Origin of the sequence: Planosporangium flavigriseum (assembly GCF_011947225.1) — a bacterium.
GTDB classification, from domain to species: Bacteria; Actinomycetota; Actinomycetes; order Mycobacteriales; family Micromonosporaceae; genus Planosporangium; species Planosporangium flavigriseum.
This window is the reverse complement of sequence record NZ_JAATVW010000005.1, coordinates 292,147-315,408: the sequence shown is the minus strand read 5'-3', so window position 1 is coordinate 315,408 and position 23,262 is coordinate 292,147. Positions and strand designations below refer to the sequence as shown.

Sequence of the window (23,262 nt, the reverse complement as noted above, 5' to 3'; positions counted from 1 at the left end):
CGGGTCCCGGACGCGAACGTCCGGGACCCGACACTACCCAATATGCGAATTGCAACTACGGCACGTGCGAAGGCGTCACTTGGCCGTGGCGCGCAGACCCCACTCGTTGGAGTTGTACGACGGGCCGATGTTGGTCGCGTTGTCGCGGATGTTCGCGTAGTTCGCGTACACCGCGAGGAAGGTCGGCTTCTGGAACAGCGGGAGCACGTAGAAGTCGTTCGACAGCATCTGGTCGGCCTGGTTGAGGGTGTCCGCGGCCTTCTTGACGTCGGTCTCGCTCGCGGCCTGCTTGTACAGGGCGTCCGCCTGCGGGTTCACCCAGTTGCCGTAGTTGCTGCCGCCGTCGCTGGTCCACAGCTGCACCCCACCCGCGAACGGGAACGGGGTACCCACCCACGCGTAGACGATCACGTCGAAGTCGCCGGAGCCGAGCACCTTGCCCAGCGAGACCGGCACGACGGTGACCTTGATGCCCAGCTGCTGCATCTCGCTCTGGAACAGCTCGCTGGTCTGCTGGCGCAGCGTGTTGCCGGTGCTGTAGCTCATGCGGATGGCGACCGGCTCCCCGGCCGGGGTCGTCAGCGCGGTGCCGACGCCCTTGTAACCGGCGTCGGTCAGCAGCTTCTTGGCCTTCTCGATGTCGCCGTTGCCGACTCCGGCGGAGGTGACGGTGTCCTTGTAGCCGGTCTGGCCGGGCATGAAGTTGCGGTTGTTGAGCGGCTTGAGGCCCGGCACGAACTGGCCGACGGTCTTGTCGATGATCGCCTGCCGGTTGACCGCCGTGAAGATCGCCTGGCGCAGCGTCTTGTCGGCCAGGAACTTGTTCTTCAGGTTCAGGTCGATGTGCTCCCAGTTCAGACCCTTGCCCAGGGTGTACTGCACATTCGGGGCCAGCGCCTTCACCTGGTTGACGATGTCCTGGCTGGGCTGCGGGTAGATCGCCTGCACCTCGTTGTTCTGGAGGGCGGGAACCGCCTGCGCCTGGTCGGTGATGATCCGGTAGACCAGCGTGTCCAGGCTCGGCTTGACCTTGCCGTACCACCTCGGGTTCGGCACCAGGGTGACCGAGGTGTCCTTCTTGTAGTCCGAGATCTTGTACGCACCGGCCGAGTAGTTCGGGACGGTCGCGCCGAACCACTTCCATGAGGTCGCGAGGTCACCGTGCTGCTTGGCGATGTGCGCCGGGAGGATCGGGCCGAACGGCTGCTTCCAGTCGGTGAACGGCGTGTCGTACACGACGGTGACGGTCTTGCCGTTGTCCGAGCCGGTGACCGACTTCATCTGGCTGAACCCGGAGGTGCTGGCGGCGTTGCAGTCCTTGCAGTCCTTGCCGTTCTGGGTCTGCCAGGTGTAGACGAAGTCGTCGGCGGTGATCGGCGTGCCGTCGTCCCAGACCGCGTCCTTGTTGATCTTGTAGACGATCGTCTGCGGGCTGGCGCTCGTCTGCTCGACGGACGTCACCAGGTCGGTGTTCATCGCAGCGTTGAGGTCCGGCATCCCGTTGAAAACCGAGGGCAGGATTCCGTCCACGATCTGCGCGTAGTCGACGGTGTTCCCGTCCGAGTCGAGAAGGTTCCAGCTGTCGATCGTCTTCTCGATCGTGTATGTGAGCGTGCCACCCTTTTTGGTCGTGCCACCGTTGCAGTCGTTCGGCTTGGTGGCGCAGTCGGCGAAACTCGTCGAGACGGACTTGCCGCTGTCGGAGCTGCCGCCGCCACTGCATGCCGAAACCACCAGCAGTGAGACGCCGGCGGCGACGACGGCGCCCGCCAACCTCTTACCTGTGCGCATCTTTCCTCCAGTCAGCTACCGCAACCGTCGACCGGCGCACCGGACGCACGGCACCAGGCGTGGTGGGAACCGAGACGGGTCGCGATGTAGTGCCTAAAGCAAACGTGCCCCCAGGCGCGCTGCAAAGAGGGCACCGGATTTCGTGACTGTCCCGTTATGCGGACGCGCCGACCAGGCTATGCCCATCATCCGTACGTCTTGTCTTCAGTGGCCAACCAGACAGAGCCCGCGACACCTCGCCCGCCCCACGCCCGACATGTCGCCTATAATGCGCCGTTTCTCCCCCCCACCGGCGGGAGTCCGATCGGTCCGCGGGATCGGGCACGCAACCGGGTTACCTACCGAAGAGAGCCCTACCCCAGTAGTCGTCGTCTGCCCGCACGCCGGGCGGGCACGCAAAGAGTCCGCTGCCGACGTGCCGCAGGTACTCGTTCATCGCGTCGTGCCGAGCCAGCCTCGTCTGGATGGGCACGAACTGCCGGCGAGGGTCGCGCTGGTAGGCCATGAAAAACAGGCCGGCACCGAGCCGGCCGAGACCGTCCGAGCCGTCGACGAAGTTGTACCCGCGCCGCAACAGCCTCGCGCCGTCGTTGGTGTCCGGATGCGCCAGCCGCACGTGCGAGTCCCGCGGAATCACCGGCTGGCCGGCGGCGCCCGTCGCGGTCAGATCCAGCCGGTCGAACTCGCCCCGACCACCCAGCGGCGCGCCGGTCGCCTTTATCCGACCGACGACCTCCTCCTGCTCGGCCAGTGAGGTGCGGTCCCAGGTCTCGATCGTCATCCGAATCTTTCGGGTGACCAGATACGAACCGCCGGTCATCCACTCCGGCCCGTCGCCGGGCTGCACCCACAGGTGCTGGCGCAACAGCGAACTGTCCTCGGCCTTGAGGTTGGCCGTACCGTCCTTGAAGCCGAACAGGTTGCGCGGCGTGGCCTGCTGCCGGGATGTCGACGAGGTACGCCCGAAGCCCAGCTGCGACCAGCGCACGCTCACGACGCCGAAGCCGATCCGGGCCAGGTTACGGATCGCGTGCACGGCGACCTGCGGGTCGTGCGCGCAGGCCTGTACGCACAGGTCTCCCCCGGAGATCGTGGCGTCCAGCGCGTCGCCGAGAAAGTGCGGGAGGTCCGCGAGGGCCGGCGGCCTGCGATCGGCGATGCCGAACCGGTCACGTCCGCTCGGATCGTGAAACAACGTCGGGCCGAACCCGACCGTCAGGGTGAGCCCCGACGGCGGCAGCCCCAGCGCCTCACCGGTGTCGTCGGGCGGCGCCTCGGCCGGACCCGCTACCGCGCCGACCGGACCGGCGTCACGTCCAGCGGTCATCCTGGCTGCCGCCCGCGTCCACTCCCGCAGCAGGTCGACCAGTTCGGCCCGGTTGTCGGTGATCACGTCGAACGCCACGAAGTGCAGCCGGTCCTGGGCCGGCGTGGTGATACCGGCCTGGTGCTCGCCGAGGAACGGGACAGCGCCACCGGCGTCCGCCGCGTGCGGCGTCTCGGCTATCAGATCGTGGGCCCAGACCCCGGCCGCGCCGGCAGCCACCGCGCCGGCAACGCCCGCCCCGCCGACGGCGAGCATCCGCCGCCGTGAGACCCCGCCCGCCATGTCTACCCCCTCCGACGAACTCGGCGCTACCTGGCGACTACCGCCGCAACCTTGCTGATCGGCTCGGCCAGACCGTTGATGACGTTCGACAGCTCCTTCGTGTCAGCCGTCGACAGTTCCGTGTAGGGCTTCCAACCGGTACCGGCCTTGTGCTTGTCCAGCGCGGCCTGCACCGTCGCGAACTTGGCATCCAGCGCTGTCAGCAGGCCCGAGTCGCGCTCCGCCAGCGCATCGCGCAGCGCGTCGATCGCGGCCTTGGCACCCTCGAGATTGGCGGCGAAGTCCCACAGGTCGGTGTGCGAGTACCGATCCTCCTCGCCGGTGATCTTTCCGGTAGCCACCTCGTCGAGCAGTTCCTTGGAGCCGGCGGCCAACTGAACCGGTGACAGATCCACGGTCTTCGCTCGGCGCACGATCTCCGTGACGTCCGCGACCAGCTTGTCAGCTACGCGTGCGTCACCACTGACGTCGCCGGTGGTCCACAGGTCCTTCTCGATCTTGTGGAAGCCGGTCCACTCCTGGCCGGCCTCCACATCGTTCTCCCGGGCGTCGATCGCCGGGTCCAGGTCGCCGAACGACTCGGCCACCGGCTCGATGCGCTCCCAGTGGGTGCGCGCGACCGGGTACAGCTCTTTGGCCTTCGCGACGTCGCCCGCCTTCACGGCCGCCGCGAACTCGGTCGTCTTCGCCAGCAGGCCATCCGCCTCACCGGACACGTACGCCTTGTACGCCGCTACGGCCGCCGCGAGCTTGGGGTCGGACGTGAGCGCCGTCGCCTGACCGGTGACGGTCAGCTTCCCCCGGATCCCATCGCCCTTCATACCGGGCTTGCAGGCGCTCTCGTACTCTCCGGCCACCAGCTCGACGTGGACGTCACGGGTGGTACCCGGGCCGATGTTCTCCACCTCGCCCTTGATGCTGCCGTCCTTGGCGTACACGTAGAACTCAGTGACCTTGCTGCCTTTGTTGGTCACGGAGAAGGTGTGGGCACCGGCGGGCAGTTCGGTGCGGGCGACCTCGCAGGCGGTGTCCGACGCGGTGACAGCGATCTTCTCCGTCTTGGCCGTCTGCTGCCCACACGCCGCGAGGCCGGTGAGCGCGAGTGCGCCGAGGGTGACGCAGGCGGGCAGGCGGTGGCTACGCATGAGGGGTCGCTCCTCGCGGGTTTCGGTCAGGCAGGGCTGATGTCAGGCGGCAGCATTCGCCGGTGCCCGCGACGCGGAGCGCGCCGGGCGGAGGAACAGCAACAGCACGGGTACGGCGTAAGCGAGCCAGGCGGCCAGCTCGAAGACGCTCATCGTGGGCGTGAGGTTGAACATCCCGCCGAGCAGGGCCGAGTACCACGCGCTCGGGTCGATGACCCCCGAGAAGTCGAAGGCGTGGCGGTCACCGCCGGGCAGCACGCCGGCCTCATGGAAGTCGTGAACGGCGTACTTGAGGATGCCGGCCGCGACGAGGACGAGCAGCAGCCCGGTCCATTTGAAGAACGTGGTGAGGTTGATCCGCACCGCGCTGGCGTACAGTGCCCAGCCGAGCGCTACCGAGGCGGCCACCCCCAGCGTGATGCCGATCAGTGGGCCGAGCGACGTGGTGGCGCCCTGGGCCGCGGCGTAGAACAGCATGGCGGTCTCCAGTCCCTCCCGGGCGACCGCGAGGAACGCCATACCCACCACCGCGAACCCGCCGACGTTGATGGCGTCGGTGAGCTTCGCGCGCAGCTCACCCGAGAGCTTCCGGGACGTGCGGCGCATCCAGAAGATCATCCAGGTGACGAAGCCGACGGCGAGGATGGAGACGACCGCGTCGAAGAGCTCCCGCTTGCTGCCGGGCAGCAGGTCCTGTGCCACGAAGGTCAGCAGGGCGCCGAACCCGACGGACAGGAACACCGCCACGCCGATGCCGGTCCACACCTGGGGAAGGCGCTCCTTACGGTCGGACTTCACCAGGAACGCGACCAGAATCGTGACGACGAGCGTCGCTTCGAGTCCTTCACGTAGGCCGATGAGGAAGTTGCCGAGAAGGGCGTTCGACACGCCACACTCCTGACGCTCGACATTCAGTAAGGCAGACCTTAGTTAGGTAAGGGATACCTTATGGCGAGCCGGGTGTGGAAAGTCAAGAGGTGGAGGCGTAAAAGACAGATGCCGGCCGCGGTGACCGCGGCCGGCATCTTCGGGACCGAAACTCAGTAGCGGTAGTGCTCCGACTTGTACGGGCCCTCGACCGCGACTCCGATGTAGTCGGCCTGCTCCTTGGTCAGCTTGGTGAGCTTGACGCCCAGCGCGTCCAGGTGCAGCCGGGCGACCTTCTCGTCCAGGTGCTTGGGCAGCGTGTAGACACCCAGCGGGTACTGGTCGGTCTTGGTGAACAGCTCGATCTGCGCGATCGTCTGGTTGGCGAAGGAGTTGCTCATCACGAAGCTGGGGTGGCCGGTGGCGTTGCCCAGGTTCAGCAGCCGTCCCTCGCTCAGCACGATGATCGAGTGACCGTCGGCGAAGACCCACTCGTCGACCTGCGGCTTGATGTTGACCTTCTTCACCCCGGGCAGCTTGGCCAGCCCGGCCATGTCGATCTCGTTGTCGAAGTGGCCGATGTTGCCGACGATCGCCTGGTGCTTCATCTGGGCCATGTGCTCGGCCCGGATGATGTCCTTGTTGCCGGTGGTCGTCACGAAGATGTCGCCGATGCCGACGACGTCCTCGAGCGTGGTGACCTGGTAGCCGTCCATCGCCGCCTGCAGCGCGCAGATCGGGTCGATCTCGGTGACGATCACCCGGGCGCCCTGACCGCGCAGCGACTCCGCGCAGCCCTTGCCGACGTCGCCGTACCCGCACACCACCGCGACCTTGCCGCCGATGAGCACGTCGGTGGCCCGGTTGATGCCGTCGATGAGCGAGTGCCGGCAGCCGTACTTGTTGTCGAACTTGCTCTTGGTCACCGAGTCGTTGACGTTGATCGCCGGGAACAGCAGCGTGCCGGTGTTCTGCATCTCGTACAGCCGGTGCACGCCGGTGGTGGTCTCCTCGGTCACGCCCTTGATCCCGGCCGCGATCCGAGTCCAGCGCTGGTTGTCCTCACCGAGCGAGCGGCGCAGCACGTCAAGGATGACGGCGTACTCCTCGCTGTCGTGCTCGGACACCGCCGGCACCGCACCGGCGCCCTCGAACTCCGCGCCCTTGTGCACGAGGAGGGTGGCGTCGCCACCGTCGTCGAGGATCAGGTTGGGGCCCTCACCGTCCGGCCACAGCAGCGCCTGCTCGGTGCACCACCAGTACTCCTCGAGGGTCTCGCCCTTCCACGCGTACACCGGCACGCCGGCTGGCGCGTCGGGGGTGCCGTTCGGGCCGACCGCGATCGCGGCGGCGGCGTGGTCCTGCGTGGAGAAGATGTTGCAGGACGCCCAGCGCACCTGCGCGCCCAGCGCCACCAGCGTCTCGATCAGAACTGCGGTCTGGATCGTCATGTGCAGCGAGCCGGTGATCCGCGCCCCCCGCAGCGGCTGGGCCTGCGCGTACTCCTTCCGGATCGCCATCAGCCCCGGCATCTCGTGCTCGGCGAGTTGAATCTCCTTGCGGCCGAATGCCGTAAGTGACAGGTCGGCGACCTTGAAGTCGCCCTCGGCGACCGTCTGCGGACGTCGAGACTCGCTTGCTCGCGACTCAGTTGTGCTGGTCATGAAATCTCCAGATCTGCCAGATGCATCGGGCGGCAGCAATCCAGACTACGCGCGCAGAAAAGCGCGCGGGGCAGTGGCTTGATACCACTGCCCCGCGCATCCCCCCGATATGGTTCCCACGCAGCTGTCGGCCTGAGCTCGATACCGCGCGGGTACTAAGTTACCGGGGCTATTCTCCCAGTCAATGAAAAATAGGACAATTCAGGCCACCGAACGGACATGATCCACTCGGGCGATCGGCGGGCGCGGAGATCAGGCGGTCGTCGCCTGGTAGACCTGGCCCGTGCCGGACACCGTGGCGGTATGCCCGGCGGCGCCGAAGGCGGCCTGTCCACCGGTGAGGACCAACTCCCCCGCCCCATCGTCGACGCGGACCTCGCCGCGCAGGCAGAGCACGACGCGCGGGCCGTGACCGGGCAGCGTGACCTCGCCGCCGTCGAGATCCGCCCGGTGCAACACGAATTCGTCGACCGGCACCGGCCAGCTCACCAGCCCTGGCGCCACCTCGCGTGGGCGTACGACCGGATCGGCGAGCACCTCGAAGCGCAGTACCCGCAGCAGCTCGGGCACGTCGACGTGCTTCGGGGTCAGCCCGCCCCGCAGCACGTTGTCGCTGGCCGCCATGATCTCGACCCCGGTGCCCCGCAGGTACGCGTGCAGGTTGCCGGCCGGCAGCCAGATCGCCTCGCCCGGCGCCAGGCGCACCTGGTTGAGCAGCAGGGCGACCACCACGCCGATGTCGCCCGGGTACCGCTCCCCCAGCGCCACGGCCAACTCGTAACCCGACCGTCCACGGGCCGCGGCCACGATGTCCTCGACCAGGGCCTTACGCTCGGCGCCACCCAGCTCCATCAGGCCGGTGACCGCGTGCCGCAGCGCCGCGCCCGGGTCGGCGCCGCGCAGCGCCGCGATGGTCGGCGCGAGCCCGGCCACCTCCAGGCCCGCGAGCAGGTTGGCGGTGGCCGCCGGGGCACGAAACCCGCTCAGCGCCTCGAAGGGCTCCAGGGCGACCAGCAGTTCGGGCTTGTGGTGCGGGTCCCGGTAGTTACGGTCGGCCGCCTCGCGCGGCTTGCCGGCCGCCTCCTCCGCGGCGAACCCGGCGGCCGCCTGCTCCTCGGTGGGGTGGGCCTGCAACGACAACGGCTCGGCGGCGGCGAGCACCTTGAGCAGGAACGGCAGCCGCTCCCCGAAGCGGGCCACCGGGCCGGCGCCGAGCACTCCGGCCGGGTCCCCCGCGATCACCTCGGTGAGCGGCGTACCACCGACCGCGGACGGGCTGTCCGGGTGCGCCCCGATCCACAGCTCGGCCTCGGGTTCCCGGGTCGGCGCGGACCTACCCTGCAGGGCGGCCAGCGCCGTACGGGAGCCCCACGCGTACCCCCGGATCGGATTTTCGAGCAATCGCACCGTCAGTGCTCCGTCAGCGCCGACTCCGCTTCCCGCCCGGCGGCCGGCTGCCGGTAGATGTCGGGCTCCAGGTAGATCATCTTCGCGATCGGGACCGTTTCCCGGATGCGCTTCTCGATCGCGTCGATCCCCTTGGCGACCGCTTCCGCGGTCTCGTCGTGGCGGACCGCGATCTTGGCGGCCACCAGTAGGTCGTCCGGGCCCACGTGGACGGTGCGCATGTGGATGATCCGCTCGGCCTCGTCACCCGCCATGATCGCCCGCTCGATCTTCTCGAGCTCTTCGGGCGTGGCCGACTCACCGATCAGCAGGCTCTTCATCTCCACCGCGAGGACGATGGCGACCACCACCAGCAGGAAACCGATCGCGATGGTGCCCACGCCGTCCCACACGCCGTTGCCGGTCACGAGCGTCAGGCCGACGCCGATCAGGGCGAACACCAGGCCGATCAGCGCCGCGAAGTCCTCGAGGAGGACCACCGGCAGCTCAGGAACGCGCGAGCGCCGGATGAACTTCGGCCAGGACACGCCGTTGCGGATGTGGTTGGCCTCGTGGATCGCGGTCCGGAAGGAGAACGACTCCAGGGCGATGCCGATGACCAGCACGGCGATCGGCACCCATTGCCACTCCGTGATCGGCGTCGGGTGGGAGAGCTTGTGGTACCCCTCGTAGAGCGCGAACAGACCACCCGCGGTGAAGAGCATGATCGTGACGATGAACGCGTAGATGTAGCGCTCCCGCCCGAATCCGAAGGGGTGTTTGGCCGTCGCTCGGCGGGTGGCCCGCTTGCCGCCGACCAGCAGCAGCGCCTGGTTGCCGGAGTCCACGACCGAGTGGATCGCCTCGGCCAGCATCGACGACGAACCGGTCAGCGCGAACGCGATGCACTTGGTCACCGCGATTCCGAGGTTGGCCAGGAGCGCCGCGACGACAGCTCTAGCACTTCCGCCAGCGCTCATGCCGTCACCTCGCTACGCTCGCCGACGCCATGAGGCGCCAGCACACTGAGCCATTCGATTCGCTCGCAGCGCTCGCTCATGCCGCCACCTCGCTACGCTCGCTGCGCTCGCTCATGGACGAGACAACTCCTTCATTTCCGAGACTGCCGGCACGGCCATCGGGTCGAAGCCGTGCGCCAAACCCAGGTAGACCGACGCGAAGTCGGGGACCGCGACCAGGGACGCCAACCGCTCCAGCGGCGAGGCACCTTCGGCGGTGACGACGCTGACCCGTACCCCGCGGCGCTCAGCCAGGGACTGGATCGCGTCGGCGCGGCGCTCCTCCACCGCCAAGGGCTCGCCCTGGTCGTCGGTCTCGTCGGAGAGCCCGCCGTCTCGCAGCAGCACCAGCCGCAGCCGCGTCTGTCCTTCGTCCCCCTCGTCTGCGTCGGCGAAGATGTCCCGGTCGGCCTCTGCCAGGCCGCCGTACACCCCGTCGAGCAGGCCCACCCGTCCACGCCCGGCCTCACCGAGCCCGCCCGCCACGGCCGGGTAGCGGGCGTTCGAGCTCAGGGTGTCGGCCAGGCGCCGGGCCGCGATGGTCGCAAGGGACGACGAGCCCCAGATGACCGGGACCGAGTTGCCCAGGTCGAGCGCGAGCGACTTGCCCGGGTTGACGAACGACTCCAGGCTGGGCCGACACCGGTCGGCGTCCATGTCCAACCGCGTCGCGGTCTCCGCCAGGTCCGCCTCGTTGACCTTGACCAACCCGAGGGTACGGGCGGCCAGCAGCACCGGCACGGTCAGCGCCCACAGACTGGCGCGGGCCGGGGCGCGCCGGGGCACCGGGATGAACGGCGCCCGCGCCCGATCGGCCATCGCTTCCAGCTCCGATTCGGGCGCGCCGATCGCGACCAGCCGGGCGCCGCGCCGGGCGGCCGCCTCGGCTGCGGCGAGCGCCTCCGGCGAGCGTCCGGACGCCGACACCGCGATCACTACATCGCCCGCACCGACCCAACCCGGGATACCCGCGCTGCGGTGCGAGAGCACCGGTACGGGACAGCGGGCACCGGCGACCGTGGCGAGCACGTCACCGGTACGGGCGGCCGTGCCGACACCGGCGACGACCACGGCCCGGGGCCGGCCCTCGTCGGCGATCGCCTCGAGGTTGGCCTCGGCGGCGAGGGCGGCCGACTCGCGTACCTGGGCGCCCGCCGATGCGGTGGCCCGCAGCATGCCGCCGGGGTCGGCGTCGGCGAGCGCCGCGGGGTTGTCGAGCAGTTCGAGGTCGAGGTGGCGGTGTCCGCGTACCCCGGCCTCGCCGTTGAACGGACCGGTCATCAGGACGTCCCGCTCCCGCCGGCGGTACCCTGCCTGGCCTCGTCGAGCAGCAGTACCGGGATGCCGTCCCGGATCTCGAAGACGCGGGCGCACTGCGTGCACGTCAGTGTCTGGGCGGCATCGTCGTAGTCGAGCGTGGCATGGTGCTCGTCAGGACAGCGCAGGATGTCGAGCAGAGCCGGGTCGAGTGACACGCGTGGTTCTCCCTTGTGATGTCTTCCGCTCAGCCCCGCACGATGGCGAGGACCTCGTCGCGCAGCTGGGCCATCCGCTCGGGCGTCGGCGCCTCCACGTTGAGGCGCAACAGCGGCTCGGTGTTGGACGGGCGCAGGTTGATCCAGCTTCCGTCGGGAAGGTCGATCGTCAGCCCGTCGAGGGTGTCGAAGCGAGCGCCCTCGACGCCGGTGAACGCCGCCGCAACCTCGGCCGTCTTGGCTTTCTGATCCGTGACCGTGGAGTTGATCTCGCCCGAGTCGGTGTACCGGACGTACCGGTCGACCAGGTGCGACAGCGGCTCGGCCTGTTCCCCGAGCGCCGCGAGCACGTGCATGGCGGCCAGCATGCCGGTGTCGGCATACCAGAAGTCGCGGAAGTAGTAGTGCGCCGAGTGCTCGCCGCCGAAGACCGCGTTGGTACGGGCCATCTCAGCTTTGATGAACGAGTGGCCGACCCGGGTGCGCACCGGCTCACCGCCGTTCTCGGCCACGATCTCCGGAACCGCCCGACTCGTGATCAGGTTGTGAATGATCGTGCTACCCGGGTGCTTGTCCAGCTCGCGCACTGCCACCATGGCGGTGACGGCCGACGGCGAGACGGCCTCGCCGCGCTCGTCGACGAAGAAGCAGCGGTCGGCGTCGCCGTCGAAGGCGATGCCCACGTCGGCGCCGTGCTCGCGGACGGCCTTCTGCAGGTCGACCAGGTTCGCCGGCTCCAGCGGGTTGGCTTCGTGGTTGGGGAAGGTGCCGTCGAGCTCGAAGTACAGCGGAATGATCTCCAGCGGCAGCGGGCCGAGCTGGGCGTCGCCAAGGACCGCCGGCACGGTGTATCCACCCATGCCGTTACCCGCGTCCACGACCACCTTCAACGGCCGGATCTTGGAGAGGTCGACGAGGGTGCGCAGGTGCGCCGCGTACTCCTTGAGCACGTCCTGACGCTCCGCGTCGCCGGTGCCGTCGCCGATCGCGAGGTCGCCGGCGAGGATGCGCTCGGCGCGGTCGCGGATCTCGGCCAGGCCGGTATCCTGCCCGATCGGCCGGGCCCCGGCCCGACACATCTTGATGCCGTTGTACCGCGCGGGGTTGTGGCTCGCGGTGAACATCGCACCGGGGACGTCGAGCGCCCCGGAGGCGTAGTAGAGCAGGTCCGTCGAGCCCAGCCCGGCCTCGACCACGTCGACGCCGGCTCGGCGCGCGCCCCGGATGAATGCCGCGGACAGCACCGGAGACGAGTCCCGCATGTCGTGCGCGACCACGATCCGGCCGGCGCCGAGGTCGCCACCGGCGCCCAACGTCTGCACGAAGGCCGCACCGAGCGCCTCGGCAGTGGCTTCGTCAAGCTCATCCGGGACCGTTCCGCGGACGTCGTACGCCTTGACGATGCGACTCAGGTCTGACACGGATGCGAGCTCCTTGCGAGAGATTCGTAATTGTACCGAGAGCCTACCGACGACCCTCCAGCCGCGCTGACGACCCGGCCGACCGTCGACGCTACCCGGACGGGCCCTGGGGAGCCCGGAGCAGCTCGTGATCGCGCAAGCGTCGCGCCGGCTCACCCGGGCCGGTTTACCCGCTCGGCTCGCGACCACGCCTGACCAACGGAAACGATCGCAATGGGGCCTTGTCAGCTGCGGATTCGATGGAATGATGTGGCCTAAAGAGGGCTATCAGTGCTGGAGGCCAGACTATGCCTGACAAGCGTGTGCTCCATAACTTCATCGACGGCTCCTCGGTGGCACCGGCCGACGGCCGGTACTCGGATCTGATCGACCCGTCGACGGGCGAGGCCTTCGCGTCCGCACCGATCTCCGGGCCTGCGGACGTCGACCGGGCGATGCGGGCGGCGGAGAAGGCGTTCGAGACCTGGCGCGACACCACGCCGGCCGAGCGGCAGCGGGCGCTACTGAAGATCGCGGACGCCATCGAGGCCCGGGCCGACGAGTTCATCGCCGCCGAGTCCCAGAACACCGGCAAGCCGCTGGCCATGATGGAGTCCGAAGAGATCCCGCCGGCCGTCGACCAGATCCGGTTCTTCGCCGGCGCCGCCCGGCTGCTGGAGGGCCGCTCGGCCGGCGAGTACATGGCCGGGCACACCAGCTACGTGCGCCGCGAGCCGATCGGCGTCGTCGCCCAGGTCACCCCGTGGAACTACCCACTGATGATGGCGGTGTGGAAGATCGCTCCGGCGCTCGCCGCCGGTAACACCATCGTGCTCAAGCCGTCGGACACCACCCCGGTGTCGACCCTCCTGCTGGCCGAGATCGCCGCCGAGTTCCTGCCGCCGGGCGTGTTCAACGTGGTCGCCGGTGACCGCGACACCGGCCGCGCCCTGGTCAGCCACCCCACTCCCCAGTTGGTCGCGGTCACCGGCTCGATCCGCGCCGGTATGGAGGTAGCCACGGCCGCCGCCACCGACCTCAAGCGCACCCACCTCGAGCTCGGCGGCAAGGCCCCGGTCATCGTCTTCGACGACGCCGACATCGAGGCCGCCGCGGAGGCCATCGCGGTGGCCGGGTACTTCAACGCCGGTCAGGACTGCACCGCGGCGACCCGCGTCCTGGCGGCCCCCGGCATTCACGACGACTTCGTGGCCGCCCTCGCCGAGCAGGCCCGCAACACCAAGACCGGCGCCCCCGCCGACGACGTGCTCTACGGCCCACTCAACAACGCCAACCAGCTCGCCCGGGTCACCGGCTTCATCGACCGGCTGCCCGACCACGCCGAGCTGCGGGCCGGCGGCTCCCGCGTGGGCGACAAGGGCTACTTCTACTCCCCCACCGTCGTCTCCGGGCTGCACCAGAACGACGAGGCGATCCGGGACGAAATCTTCGGCCCGGTCATCACGGTGCAGCGCTTCAGCGACGAGGACGAGGCGGTGGCTTTCGCCAACGGCGTCCGGTACGGGCTCGCCTCGTCGGTGTTCACCCGCGACCACGGCCGCGCCATGCGCGTGGTACGCCGGCTGGACTTCGGCTGCGTCTGGGTCAACACCCACATCCCGATCGTCGCGGAGATGCCGCACGGCGGGTTCAAGCACTCCGGCCACGGCAAGGACCTGTCGATGTACGGCCTGGAGGACTACACCCGCATCAAGCACGTCATGCACAACATCGAGGCGTAGCGGCACCGGCCAGCGAAACGACGGCGGGGCCTCCGTGGTGACCACGGAGGCCCCGCCGTCGTTTCGCCGAAAGACCTGAAGACATGGCCCTGGACGACCCTGGAGTTGTGGCGCCCGCCGCCCGCGGTCGCGGCCGCGGACGTTGCGGCACCACAACTCCAAGATCGCTACTGGGAGCGACTGGAGCCTACCGCGTCCGGAGTTGTTACCCCGGAAATGGCGAGCGCCGCGCCGCTACCGCTCGCGGATCCCCACGAAACCGGTCGAAGAAGTCGCGTCCGGCGGCTATGCCGGGTCACCGCGGCACCGACCCACCGGCACGGGCGAGGAGTACCCGCCTGGGCGCGCCTTTCACCGAGGGACGGGTGCGCCGATTCATCGGATGAACCGGGCCGATCAAGACTGAAACAGTTTTCCGAGCACGATGCTGCTACGGAAAGCCTTGTCAAGAAGGCTCATACCTGCGATAAACGCATCTACATCAATTGCACAGCCCTTACCAGATTGCCGCCGTGACCCCGAAGGATGGCACTGATGAGTACCTCCGCTCCCCCGGCGACTCCGACGCCGTCGCCCGCCAACAAGGGCCTCAAGCTGGGCGCCCTGGGTCTCCTGTCCACGGTCGTCATCGGAGTGGCATCGGCCGCTCCCGGGTACAGCCTCGCGGCGACGATGGGCTACATCGCGGACTCGGTCGGCACCAAGGGTCCGATCATCATGCTGTTGGCTTTCGTCCCGATGCTGTTCATCTCGTACGCGTACAAGGCGCTCAACAGCGTCGACCCCGACTGCGGCACGAGCTTCACCTGGGTGGCGCGGGTGTTCAGCCGGCGCCTCGGCTGGATGGCCGGCTGGATGATCGTCGCGGCGGACGTCATCGTGATGGCGAACCTGGCCCAGATCGCGGGCCAGTACACCTACGACCTGTTCGGATTGAAGGGCCTGGCCGGCAACACGTGGGCCGTCACCCTGCTGGGTTGCGTCTGGATCCTCGGCATGACCTGGATCGCCTGGCGGGGCGTGGAACTCTCCGCGCGTACCCAGTTCGTCCTGCTGGGCCTGGAGCTGCTCGCGCTCGCGGTCTTCGCGGTGGTGGCACTGGTGAAGGTGTACGCGGGCTCGGCGGGCAACCTAGCCATCAAGCCGTCGCTCGACTGGTTCAACCCCTTCACCGGGGGGATCACCTTCGGCGCCCTGTCAGCCGGCATCCTGCTCGCTGTCTTCATCTACTGGGGCTGGGACACGGCGGTCGCGGTCAACGAGGAGACGGAGAACAGCACGGTCACCCCGGGGCGCGCCGCGGTCCTGGCGACGGTGGTCCTGCTCGTGTCCTACGTGGTCATCACGGTCGCGGCGCAGGCTTACGCCGGCGTCGGCAAGGAGGGCATCGGCATGACCAACCCCGACACCATCGACGACCCGCTCAGCGGTATCGGCGAGGCGGTCCTCGGTGGCTGGGGCGCGAAGTTCCTCTTCCTGGCGGTGCTGTCGTCGGCGGCCGCCTCGACCCAGACCACGATCCTGCCGACCGCCCGGACGACGCTCGCGATGGGCGCGTACAAGGCCCTGCCGAAGGCGTTCAGCGTCGTGCACCCGCGCTACCAGACGCCTACGGTGTCGACGTGGGCGATGGGCATCGTGTCGGTCGCGTTCTACGCCGGCCTTACCTGGCTGAGCCCTGCGTCGCTGACCGACCTCATCGCGGCGATCGGCCTGCTGATCGCGTTCTACTACGGCCTCACCGGATTCGCCTCGGCCTGGCACTTCCGCAAGGAGCCGGGCCGCACGGCGAAGGACCTGTGGCTGAAGGTGATCCTCCCGTTCCTCGGTGGCGTGATCCTGGTGGCCGCATTCTTCAAGTCGGCCTATGACTACGCCCAGCCGAACGCCGGCGAGACCACGTTGTTCGGCATCGGCGGCGTGTTCGTCCTGGGAATCGGCTCAATCCTGCTCGGCATCGTGCTGATGATCGTGTGGAACGCGGTGAGCCGGGCGTACTTCCAGGGCGCCACGATGCGCGCGGGCGTTTCCATCGGCGAGCACGGCGAACTGATCACGACGGCGGAGTAACCCGGCCGACCGAAGCGGCGGGGCGCACTCACAGCCGCCCCGCCGCTTCGGATTCCTGACAGTTAGCACCTTCAGCCAACCGATTTAGTTGCACATTAACGGGTACCGGGTGAGAATCCATAGCGTGGCAGAGCCGGTACTTGACGACGTCAACAAACAGATCATCGAGCAGCTACAGCGCGACGGCCGCATGTCGTACGCCGCACTCGCGAAGATCGTGGGCCTGTCGGAGGCCGCGGTCCGCCAGCGGGTCCAGCGACTCCTGGACACCGGCGTCATGCAGATCGTCGCCGTGACCGACCCCCTCATGCTCGGCTTCGCCCGCCAGGTGATGATCGGAATCAAGGTGACGGGCGACATGCGCGCCGCCGCCGACGCCATCGCCGCGATCCCCGAGGTCGACTACGTCGTGATCTGCGCCGGCGGCTACGACCTCCTCGCCGAGCTGGTCTGCACCGACGACGACCACCTCCTGCACCTGCTCAACGACACCATCCGAACTGTCCCCGGCGTCACCGCGACGGAGACATTCGTCTATCTGAAACTCGCCAAGCAAACCTACGCCTGGGGGACCCGATGACCGACGACGCGCAGATGTACGCGGCAGCTCGCGACCATCTCTGGATGCACTTCACCCGCCTGTCCTCGTACGCCAACGCCGACGTTCCGGTGATCGTGCGTGGCGACGGGCCCTACGTGTACGACGCCAACGGCAAGCGCTACCTCGACGGGCTGTCCGGCCTGTTCGTCGTGCAGGTCGGCCACGGCCGCACCGAACTGGCCGAGGCCGCCGCCAAGCAGGCCGCGGAGCTCGCGTACTTCCCGCTGTGGTCGTACGCGCACCCGAAGGCGATCGAGCTGGCCGACCGGATCGCCGACCTCGCCCCCGGCGACCTCAACCGGGTCTTCTTCACCAGCAGCGGCTCCGAGGCCGTCGAGAGCGCCTGGAAGCTCGCGCGCAGCTACTTCAAGCAGATCGGCAAGCCGCTCAAGACCAAGGCCATCTCGCGGTCCATCGCCTACCACGGCACCTCGATGGGCGCCCTGTCGATCACCGGCATCCCGGTGCTCAAGGAGGAGTTCGAGCCGCTGGTCCCGTCGACCATCCGGGTGCCCAACACCAACTACTACCGCCGCCCGGACGAGTCGATGACCGAGGAGCAGTTCGGCATCTGGGCGGCCGACCGCATCGCCGAGGCGATCGAGTTCGAGGGCCCCGACACGGTCGCCTGCGTGTTCCTGGAGCCGGTGCAGAACGCCGGCGGCTGCTTCCCTCCCCCGCCCGGATACTTCCAGCGGGTCCGTGAGATCTGCGACCGGTACGACGTGCTGCTCGTCTCCGACGAGGTGATCTGCGCGTTCGGCCGGCTCGGCGAGTACTTCGGCGCGAAGCGGTTCGGCTACCAGCCCGACATCATCACCTCGGCCAAGGGCCTCACGTCGGGGTACGTCCCGCTCGGCGCGATGATCGCCTCGGAGCGGCTGGCTGAGCCCTTCCTCCAGGGCACCAGCTGGTTCGCCCACGGCACCACGTACGGCGGGCACCCCGTCGCCGCCGCGGTCGGCCTGGCCAACCTGGACATCTTCGAACGCGAGGACCTCAACGGCCACGTGCGCGCCAACTCGGACCTGTTCCGGTCCTACCTGGAGCGCCTGACCGACCTGCCGATCGTCGGCGACGTGCGCGGCGACGGCTACTTCTTCGGCATCGAGCTGGTCAAGGACAAGGCCACCAAGGAGTCGTTCAACGACGAGGAGTGCGAGCGGCTGCTGCGCGGCTTCCTGTCGAAGGCGCTGTTCGACAACGGCCTGTACTGCCGCGCGGACGACCGTGGCGACCCGGTGATCCAGCTGGCGCCGCCGCTGATCTGCGACGAGTCGCACTTCGCTGAGATCGAGCAGATCCTGCGCAGCGTGCTGACCGAGGCGTCAGCGCGTATGTGATGCGCGGCGAGGTTCGCCCGTTCGTGCGGAGGGCGCCCCGCTACGGCCATAGACCGTAAGAGGGGCGCCCTCCGCATAACCGGGGTTCCAAGAGGGCGCCCTCCGAATAAAAGGGGGTCAGGCGCCCGGCGGTATGACGCGAAGATGACCGCGACGGCCGAGCCGGCCTAGATCCTCTTCTGCCTCGTCGCGCGGGACCGGCGGCCGGGCAGCTTCCCGGACGGCGTCGGCGAGCGCGACAAGATCATCACCGCTCGGGGGCGGTGGTTCGAACTCTCCGTCATGACGGACCATGTTCCAGCCGCGCGGTGCGGTCAGGCTACGTGCGTGCTGCTCGCACAGATCGTACGAGTGGGGCTCGGCGAACGCGGCCAACGGACCGACAACCGCGGTCGAATCGGCATAGACATAGGTCAGCGTCGCGACGGGCTGCCGGGGACAGCCATTGCGGGAGCAGCGTCGTGGTGACCTCACGGCGGAACGCTATCGCCCCGAGGCGCGCAGTAGGTAATGATCGGCCCGCGACACGCCGAAACGTGACGATCACGAATGAGCCACACGGCTTGGCGCGCCGTGCGGAAGCGTCGGTGGCCAGCGCTAGTCTGACGGCGTGAGCAGTCCCGACCGCCGCTACCGCGGAGCCGCTGGCGCCGCCCCAGGCCCCGGCGGAGCCCCCGGCCCCGGCGCAGCCCCAGGCCCCGGCGGAGCCTTTGGCGCAGGCCCCGTCCACGGGGGTCCTGGCCGGCGCGGCCGCGACCGTCATGGGCGAGGGCTCCGCGGTCGACTCGTGCCCGCCTCAGCCCCGCTCTCCCGCACCCGCGCCGAGATCTTCGACGATCTGGTGCTCGACTCGGTGGAGGCGCTGGAGCAGCGGTTCTCCAAGGAGTTGGCCGGCGTGGAGTTCGCGGTGGAGGACGTTCCGCCCGATCTCAACGTCTACGACTCCGATGTCCTCGAAGACGGCGAGGTCCCGCTGGCCAGGCTGCTGCCCGGCCGGCCGGGCCGGCACGGCGTGCCGCCCCGGATCGTGCTGTACCGGCGGCCGCTGGAGTTCCGGGCGGCCGACCGCGAGGACCTGGCGGACCTCGTGCACGACGTCATCATCGAGCAGGTCGCCAACCTGCTCGGGGTGGCTCCAGAGGATCTCGACTGAACCCACCTGCGCGGCGAGGACGGGTACCGGATCCAGCGATCCGATTTCCCGTCCTCGCGCAAGCTTCTCTCTTTTCCGCCTGCTAAGCGGCCCGACGCTTGAGCTTGCGACGCTCGCGCTCCGACAGCCCACCCCAGATGCCGAAACGCTCGTCGTGCCCCAGCGCGTACTCCAGGCAGTCAGCCTTCACGTCGCAGCGCGAGCAGATGCGCTTCGCCTCGCGGGTCGAGCCCCCCTTCTCGGGAAAGAACGCCTCCGGGTCAGTCTGCGAGCACAGAGCGCGCTCCTGCCACTCCGGTGCGTTACCCAGCAGGTCGGCCAGAACACCTCGGCCGTCCATCAGCGTGCCTCCTTCTTGCGCGCCGGTCGCGGTGCCGACGCTGCCCCCCACACGGAACACGCACTCCCCTCGAATGCGCGCCCGGTTTGCCCGAAAAATGGCGCTTCCCAACGCCCCGATCCAACATCCCCAGTGGAATTACACGCGTGTAATGCTCGCGTCGTCAAGCCGAACCTGGTAAATGGGCCCGGCCCTGCAACTCCCGCCAGAGACGCCTTCCTCGCCCGTTCCACGTCGATGTGAATCAAGCGAGTCCGTGGCGTCGTAGCGGTTATCGACCGAGCCGTCGGTTGGTAACGCCCCTTTTTTACATCTGCGGCGTGTCGCGTTCCAATTGCACTGATCGTGGAGTAGCGGGTACCGAGTTGACGGGCAAAATCGGACAAAAGTCTGATTGCTGGCAGGCTCAGGGGGCTGCTGCGTACGTCGTGCTCCGCTGGCGCGCAGTGCGCCCCGCGTCCGCCGCGATCTGGCGCAACTGCTCGATCGTACGGGCGGAGCCGTGCTCGCTGCCCGCCATCCGCGAGATGGTCTCCTCCATCAGCGTGCCCCCCAGGTCGTTGGCGCCGCCGCGCAGCAGCGCCACGGTGCCGGAGTCCCCGAGCTTCACCCAGGAGCACTGGATGTTGGCGATCCGGCCGTGCAGCAGTACCCGGGCCATGGCGTGCACCGCCCGGTTGTCCCGCCAGGTCGGCCCGGGACGGGCGATCCCGGCCAGGTAGATCGGCGCGTTGTTGTGCACGAACGGCAGCCCGACGAACTCCGTGAACCCACCGGTGCGGTCCTGCACCCGCGCGAGGGTACGCAGATGCCCCAGCCAGTGGCGCGGATTGTCGACGTGGCCGTACATCATCGTCGAGCTGGACCGGATACCGAGCTCGTGCGCGGTGGTCACGACCTCGATCCAGGTTGCCGCCGGCAACTTGCCCTTGGTCAGCACCCAGCGCACCTCGTCGTCGAGGATCTCGGCGGCGGTTCCGGGGATCGTGTCCAGCCCCGCCGCGCGGAGCTCGGTCAGCCATTCGCGTACCGACACACCGGCCTTGGCCGCAGCGGTGACGATCTCCATCGGGCTGAATGCATGGACATGGATGCGTGGTACCCGCTGCTTGATCGTTTTAATCAACTCCGGATACGTCGAGACCGGCATCTTCGGATCGATGCCGCCCTGCATGCAGACCTCGGTCGCGCCGAGCTTCCACGCCTCCTCGGCACGGTCGGCGACCTGCTCCACCGACAACCGGTAGGCGTCGGCGTCGCGCTCACGCTGAGCGAACGCACAGAACCGGCAGCCGACGTAGCAGACGTTGGTGAAGTTGATGTTGCGGTTGACCACGTACGTGATGTCGTCACCGACCGCGTCCCGGCGCAGGTCGTCAGCGATGCGGGCCAGTTCGTCGAGCGCCTCGCCGTCCGCGGTGAACAGCGCGAGGGCCTCCCGTTCCCGGGCGGGGTCGAGCAGCGCGGCCGGGTCGGACTCGGCCAGCCGGAGCCCGGCCGTCACATCGGCCTCGAGCCGGCCGGAAGAAGGGACGGCCGTAACATGCTTCGCCACTTCCGCCCAGTCGCCGTACACGGAGTCGAAGTCGCCGCGCCGGTCGGCGCTGCGGCCGGTGGTGTCGATGGTGGCGAACAGGTCGGTCCGCCCCGCGGCGGCATATCCCCCGTCCGGCTCCTGCCACGGCTGGCCGGCCGGGCGGGCGGCCTCGACGGCCAGGCCCGTCGCCGGATCCGCGAGGGCCGTCACGTGGCCCCACACCCGCGGGTCGATCCACCCCTCGCCGCGCTGGACGTACTCGGGGTAGACGGTCAGGCGCTCGCGCAGCGTGAAGCCGGCGGCGGCGCTGCGGCGCGCCAGCTCATCAATGTGCGGCCAGGGCCGCTCGGGGTTGACATGGTCGGGCGTCAGCGGCGAGACCCCGCCCCAGTCGTCGATGCCGGCACGCAGCAACAACGCGTACTCATCATCAATCAGGTTCGGCGGCGCCTGGATGCGGGCCTTCGGGCCGAGCACGAGCCGGGCGACCGCCACCGTGGCCGCGAGATCGCGCAGTTCCGCGTCCGGCATACCCCGCATGGCCGTGTCCGGCTTGGCGCGGAAGTTCTGCACGATGACTTCCTGAATGTGCCCGTACTCGCGGGCGATCCGGCGGATGGCGAACAGGGCGTCGACCCGCTCGGCCGGCGTCTCCCCGATGCCGATCAGAATGCCGGTGGTGAAGGGCACCCCCACCCGGCCGGCGTCCTCCAGCACCCGCAGGCGGACCGCCGGCTCCTTGTCCGGGGACCCGTAGTGCGGCCCACCCGGCTCGGACCACAGCCGCGTCGCCGTCGTCTCCAGCATCATGCCCATGCTCGGCGCGACCGGCTTGAGCCGCTGCAGCTCCGCCCACGACATGACGCCCGGATTCAGGTGCGGCAGCAGGCCGGTCTCCTCGAGGACGGCGATCGCGGCGGCCCGTACGTAGTCGAGTGTGGACTCGTATCCGCGCTCGGCCAGCCACGTCCTGGCCTGCGGCCACCGCTCCTCCGGCCGGTCACCGAGGGTGAACAGTGCTTCCTTGCAGCCCAGCTGGGCGCCCTGCCGAGCGATCGCTACGACCTCATCGCGATCGAGGTACGGCGCCGGGACCCGGTGCGGGACCGTCACGAACGTGCAGTAGTGGCAGCGGTCCCGGCACAGCCGCGTGAGTGGGATGAAGACCTTCTTCGAGTACGTGACGACGCCCGGCCGTCCGGCGTCGGCCAGCCCCGCATCGCGCACTCCGGCGGCGACCCGCAGTAGCTGGTCGAACGACTCCCCTGTGGCGACAAGCAGCGTCGTCGCCTCATCGGCGTCCAGGGGACGCCCATCCGAGGCACGGCGCAGCACACGCCGCATGGCACTGTCGGACATCGGCTGGCTCCTACCTGCGCTCATCCGAGTCACAGTAGGCGTTGTGTCACAGAGCACGAACAGCAGGTGAGGCCCATTTCACGGACGTCTCCACTCTTCCACGGGCCCCTCGGGATTCCCGGGCGGCGCGACCGCCTGCGTCGGCTGCGGCCGACTGGGGCCCGGGTTCGCGTACAGCCCCTGGAAGAGCTGGAACACCGCGAACGCGGCGACGCCCAGCACAGCGAACTCACCGGCCCGGACCAGCAGATCCTCGAAGGCGCGCCGGGTCGGGCCGATCCCGAGGATCGTCTCCGGATCGGTCACGCCGTGCAGGAAGTCGACCATGATGCACAACGCGCCGAACAGCGCGGACACCCCGTACTCGGCGAGCGCCACCCCGGTCACGAGCCTGGCCTGCGGTACGGCGGGCCTGAGGTGGGTGGCCAGCAGGACGGCGACGATCGGGAAGCCGATCGACACGACGCCGACGAAGTCGACGAACGAACCACCGGCCCGGGCCAGGAAGTTCACCGACCAGTCCTCGGTGATCACGAACAGGTCGATGATGGCGAACAGCAGGATCAGCCCGTTCGCGAGGAGCAGCACGAACGCGGCCGGCTGCCGCAGTGGATCGGCGAACTGCCGGGCGGACTGCCCGGGCAGGGACGGCGCGGCGCCTGGCGTACCCACGGAGTGGGTCGGCGCGGACGCCGGAGTGTCGCTCGGCTGGCTGGTCACGGCTGCCCCCAGGAGGTGAGGTCGGCGGATGTGGCTGCCCC

General features: G+C 68.9%; 19 protein-coding genes. 5 read left to right on the top strand and 14 right to left on the bottom strand.

The genetic code is table 11. The features are described from left to right. Window positions 1-75: 75 nt before the first annotated feature. The 10 genes from HC028_RS10580 to HC028_RS10535 form a co-directional block, all read right to left on the bottom strand. Complete coding sequence (locus HC028_RS10580; RefSeq protein WP_168075813.1) at window positions 76-1,791, bottom strand: ABC transporter family substrate-binding protein; 1,716 nt, start codon at window positions 1,789-1,791, stop codon at window positions 76-78. A gap of 334 nt (window positions 1,792-2,125) precedes the next feature. After that, a complete protein-coding gene (efeB, locus tag HC028_RS10575) occupies window positions 2,126-3,400 on the bottom strand; it encodes an iron uptake transporter deferrochelatase/peroxidase subunit (protein ID WP_168075811.1) in 1,275 nt (424 codons plus the stop codon). 26 nt (window positions 3,401-3,426) lie between these two features. After that, complete coding sequence (gene efeO, locus HC028_RS10570; protein WP_168075809.1) at window positions 3,427-4,545, bottom strand: iron uptake system protein EfeO; 1,119 nt, start codon at window positions 4,543-4,545, stop codon at window positions 3,427-3,429. A gap of 42 nt (window positions 4,546-4,587) precedes the next feature. Then, window positions 4,588-5,433: an iron uptake transporter permease EfeU gene (gene efeU / locus HC028_RS10565; RefSeq protein ID WP_168075807.1), complete on the bottom strand. Its 846-nt coding sequence runs from the start codon at window positions 5,431-5,433 to the stop codon at window positions 4,588-4,590. 152 nt (window positions 5,434-5,585) lie between these two features. Further along, window positions 5,586-7,076 carry an adenosylhomocysteinase gene (gene ahcY, locus HC028_RS10560; RefSeq protein WP_168075805.1) on the bottom strand — a complete coding sequence of 497 codons (1,491 nt, stop codon included), beginning with the start codon at window positions 7,074-7,076 and terminating at the stop codon, window positions 5,586-5,588. Between the two features lie 252 nt (window positions 7,077-7,328). After that, window positions 7,329-8,483, bottom strand: coding sequence for a mannose-6-phosphate isomerase, class I (gene manA, locus HC028_RS10555; RefSeq protein ID WP_168075803.1), 1,155 nt, complete (start codon window positions 8,481-8,483; stop codon window positions 7,329-7,331). 2 nt (window positions 8,484-8,485) lie between these two features. Beyond that, window positions 8,486-9,442 carry a cation diffusion facilitator family transporter gene (locus HC028_RS10550; RefSeq protein WP_168075801.1) on the bottom strand — a complete coding sequence of 319 codons (957 nt, stop codon included), beginning with the start codon at window positions 9,440-9,442 and terminating at the stop codon, window positions 8,486-8,488. Window positions 9,443-9,553: 111 nt separating this feature from the next. Further along, a complete protein-coding gene (locus tag HC028_RS10545; RefSeq protein WP_168075799.1) occupies window positions 9,554-10,762 on the bottom strand; it encodes an SIS domain-containing protein in 1,209 nt (402 codons plus the stop codon). Next, window positions 10,762-10,956 carry a Trm112 family protein gene (locus tag HC028_RS10540; RefSeq protein WP_168075797.1) on the bottom strand — a complete coding sequence of 65 codons (195 nt, stop codon included), beginning with the start codon at window positions 10,954-10,956 and terminating at the stop codon, window positions 10,762-10,764. The genes HC028_RS10545 and HC028_RS10540 overlap by 1 nt, the downstream gene beginning before the upstream one ends. 29 nt (window positions 10,957-10,985) lie before the next feature. Next, on the bottom strand, window positions 10,986-12,377 hold the full coding sequence (locus HC028_RS10535; RefSeq protein ID WP_168075795.1) for a phosphomannomutase/phosphoglucomutase: 1,392 nt from the start codon (window positions 12,375-12,377) through the stop codon (window positions 10,986-10,988). 287 nt (window positions 12,378-12,664) lie between these two features. Here HC028_RS10535 and HC028_RS10530 point away from each other — a divergent pair, with 287 nt between their 5' ends. The 4 genes from HC028_RS10530 (at window position 12,665) to HC028_RS10515 (ending at window position 18,112) form a co-directional block, all read left to right on the top strand. Beyond that, on the top strand, window positions 12,665-14,098 hold the full coding sequence (locus tag HC028_RS10530; protein ID WP_168075793.1) for a gamma-aminobutyraldehyde dehydrogenase: 1,434 nt from the start codon (window positions 12,665-12,667) through the stop codon (window positions 14,096-14,098). Window positions 14,099-14,632: 534 nt separating this feature from the next. After that, entirely contained in the window at window positions 14,633-16,168 is a 1,536-nt protein-coding gene (locus HC028_RS10525) for an APC family permease (RefSeq protein WP_168075791.1), read from the top strand. Window positions 16,169-16,292: 124 nt separating this feature from the next. Then, window positions 16,293-16,748: an Lrp/AsnC family transcriptional regulator gene (locus HC028_RS10520; protein WP_168075789.1), complete on the top strand. Its 456-nt coding sequence runs from the start codon at window positions 16,293-16,295 to the stop codon at window positions 16,746-16,748. Next, window positions 16,745-18,112 carry an aspartate aminotransferase family protein gene (locus tag HC028_RS10515; RefSeq protein WP_168075787.1) on the top strand — a complete coding sequence of 456 codons (1,368 nt, stop codon included), beginning with the start codon at window positions 16,745-16,747 and terminating at the stop codon, window positions 18,110-18,112. Before HC028_RS10520 ends, HC028_RS10515 begins: the two co-directional genes overlap by 4 nt. Window positions 18,113-18,229: 117 nt before the next feature. On the opposite strand, the gene HC028_RS10510 is transcribed toward HC028_RS10515, so the two are convergent. Next, window positions 18,230-18,586, bottom strand: coding sequence for a DUF3499 domain-containing protein (locus HC028_RS10510; protein WP_168075785.1), 357 nt, complete (start codon window positions 18,584-18,586; stop codon window positions 18,230-18,232). A gap of 313 nt (window positions 18,587-18,899) precedes the next feature. Here HC028_RS10510 and HC028_RS27035 point away from each other — a divergent pair, with 313 nt between their 5' ends. Continuing rightward, on the top strand, window positions 18,900-19,265 hold the full coding sequence (locus HC028_RS27035; RefSeq protein ID WP_203981186.1) for a metallopeptidase family protein: 366 nt from the start codon (window positions 18,900-18,902) through the stop codon (window positions 19,263-19,265). A gap of 82 nt (window positions 19,266-19,347) precedes the next feature. On the opposite strand, the gene HC028_RS10500 is transcribed toward HC028_RS27035, so the two are convergent. The 3 genes from HC028_RS10500 to HC028_RS10490 form a co-directional block, all read right to left on the bottom strand. Further along, window positions 19,348-19,605 (bottom strand): WhiB family transcriptional regulator, encoded by a 258-nt coding sequence (locus HC028_RS10500; RefSeq protein WP_168075970.1) that lies wholly within the window; start codon window positions 19,603-19,605, stop codon window positions 19,348-19,350. Between the two features lie 406 nt (window positions 19,606-20,011). Next, window positions 20,012-22,525, bottom strand: a complete 2,514-nt coding sequence (locus HC028_RS10495; protein WP_168075781.1) for a bifunctional FO biosynthesis protein CofGH — start codon at window positions 22,523-22,525, stop codon at window positions 20,012-20,014. Between the two features lie 54 nt (window positions 22,526-22,579). Next, window positions 22,580-23,221 (bottom strand): hypothetical protein, encoded by a 642-nt coding sequence (locus tag HC028_RS10490; RefSeq protein ID WP_168075779.1) that lies wholly within the window; start codon window positions 23,219-23,221, stop codon window positions 22,580-22,582. Window positions 23,222-23,262 lie beyond the last annotated feature (41 nt).

What these genes read in the sequence shown, in the direction of transcription:
- HC028_RS10580 (WP_168075813.1), bottom strand. Translation starts at nt 1,791, where the DNA reads ATGCGCACAGGTAAGAGGTTGGCGGGCGCCGTCGTCGCCGCCGGCGTC.
- efeB (WP_168075811.1), bottom strand. Translation starts at nt 3,400, where the DNA reads ATGGCGGGCGGGGTCTCACGGCGGCGGATGCTCGCCGTCGGCGGGGCG.
- efeO (WP_168075809.1), bottom strand. Translation starts at nt 4,545, where the DNA reads ATGCGTAGCCACCGCCTGCCCGCCTGCGTCACCCTCGGCGCACTCGCG.
- ahcY (WP_168075805.1), bottom strand. Translation starts at nt 7,076, where the DNA reads ATGACCAGCACAACTGAGTCGCGAGCAAGCGAGTCTCGACGTCCGCAG.
- HC028_RS10550 (WP_168075801.1), bottom strand. Translation starts at nt 9,442, where the DNA reads ATGAGCGCTGGCGGAAGTGCTAGAGCTGTCGTCGCGGCGCTCCTGGCC.
- HC028_RS10545 (WP_168075799.1), bottom strand. Translation starts at nt 10,762, where the DNA reads ATGACCGGTCCGTTCAACGGCGAGGCCGGGGTACGCGGACACCGCCAC.
- HC028_RS10530 (WP_168075793.1), top strand. Translation starts at nt 12,665, where the DNA reads ATGCCTGACAAGCGTGTGCTCCATAACTTCATCGACGGCTCCTCGGTG.
- HC028_RS10525 (WP_168075791.1), top strand. Translation starts at nt 14,633, where the DNA reads ATGAGTACCTCCGCTCCCCCGGCGACTCCGACGCCGTCGCCCGCCAAC.
- HC028_RS10515 (WP_168075787.1), top strand. Translation starts at nt 16,745, where the DNA reads ATGACCGACGACGCGCAGATGTACGCGGCAGCTCGCGACCATCTCTGG.
- HC028_RS10500 (WP_168075970.1), bottom strand. Translation starts at nt 19,605, where the DNA reads ATGGACGGCCGAGGTGTTCTGGCCGACCTGCTGGGTAACGCACCGGAG.
- HC028_RS10495 (WP_168075781.1), bottom strand. Translation starts at nt 22,525, where the DNA reads ATGAGCGCAGGTAGGAGCCAGCCGATGTCCGACAGTGCCATGCGGCGT.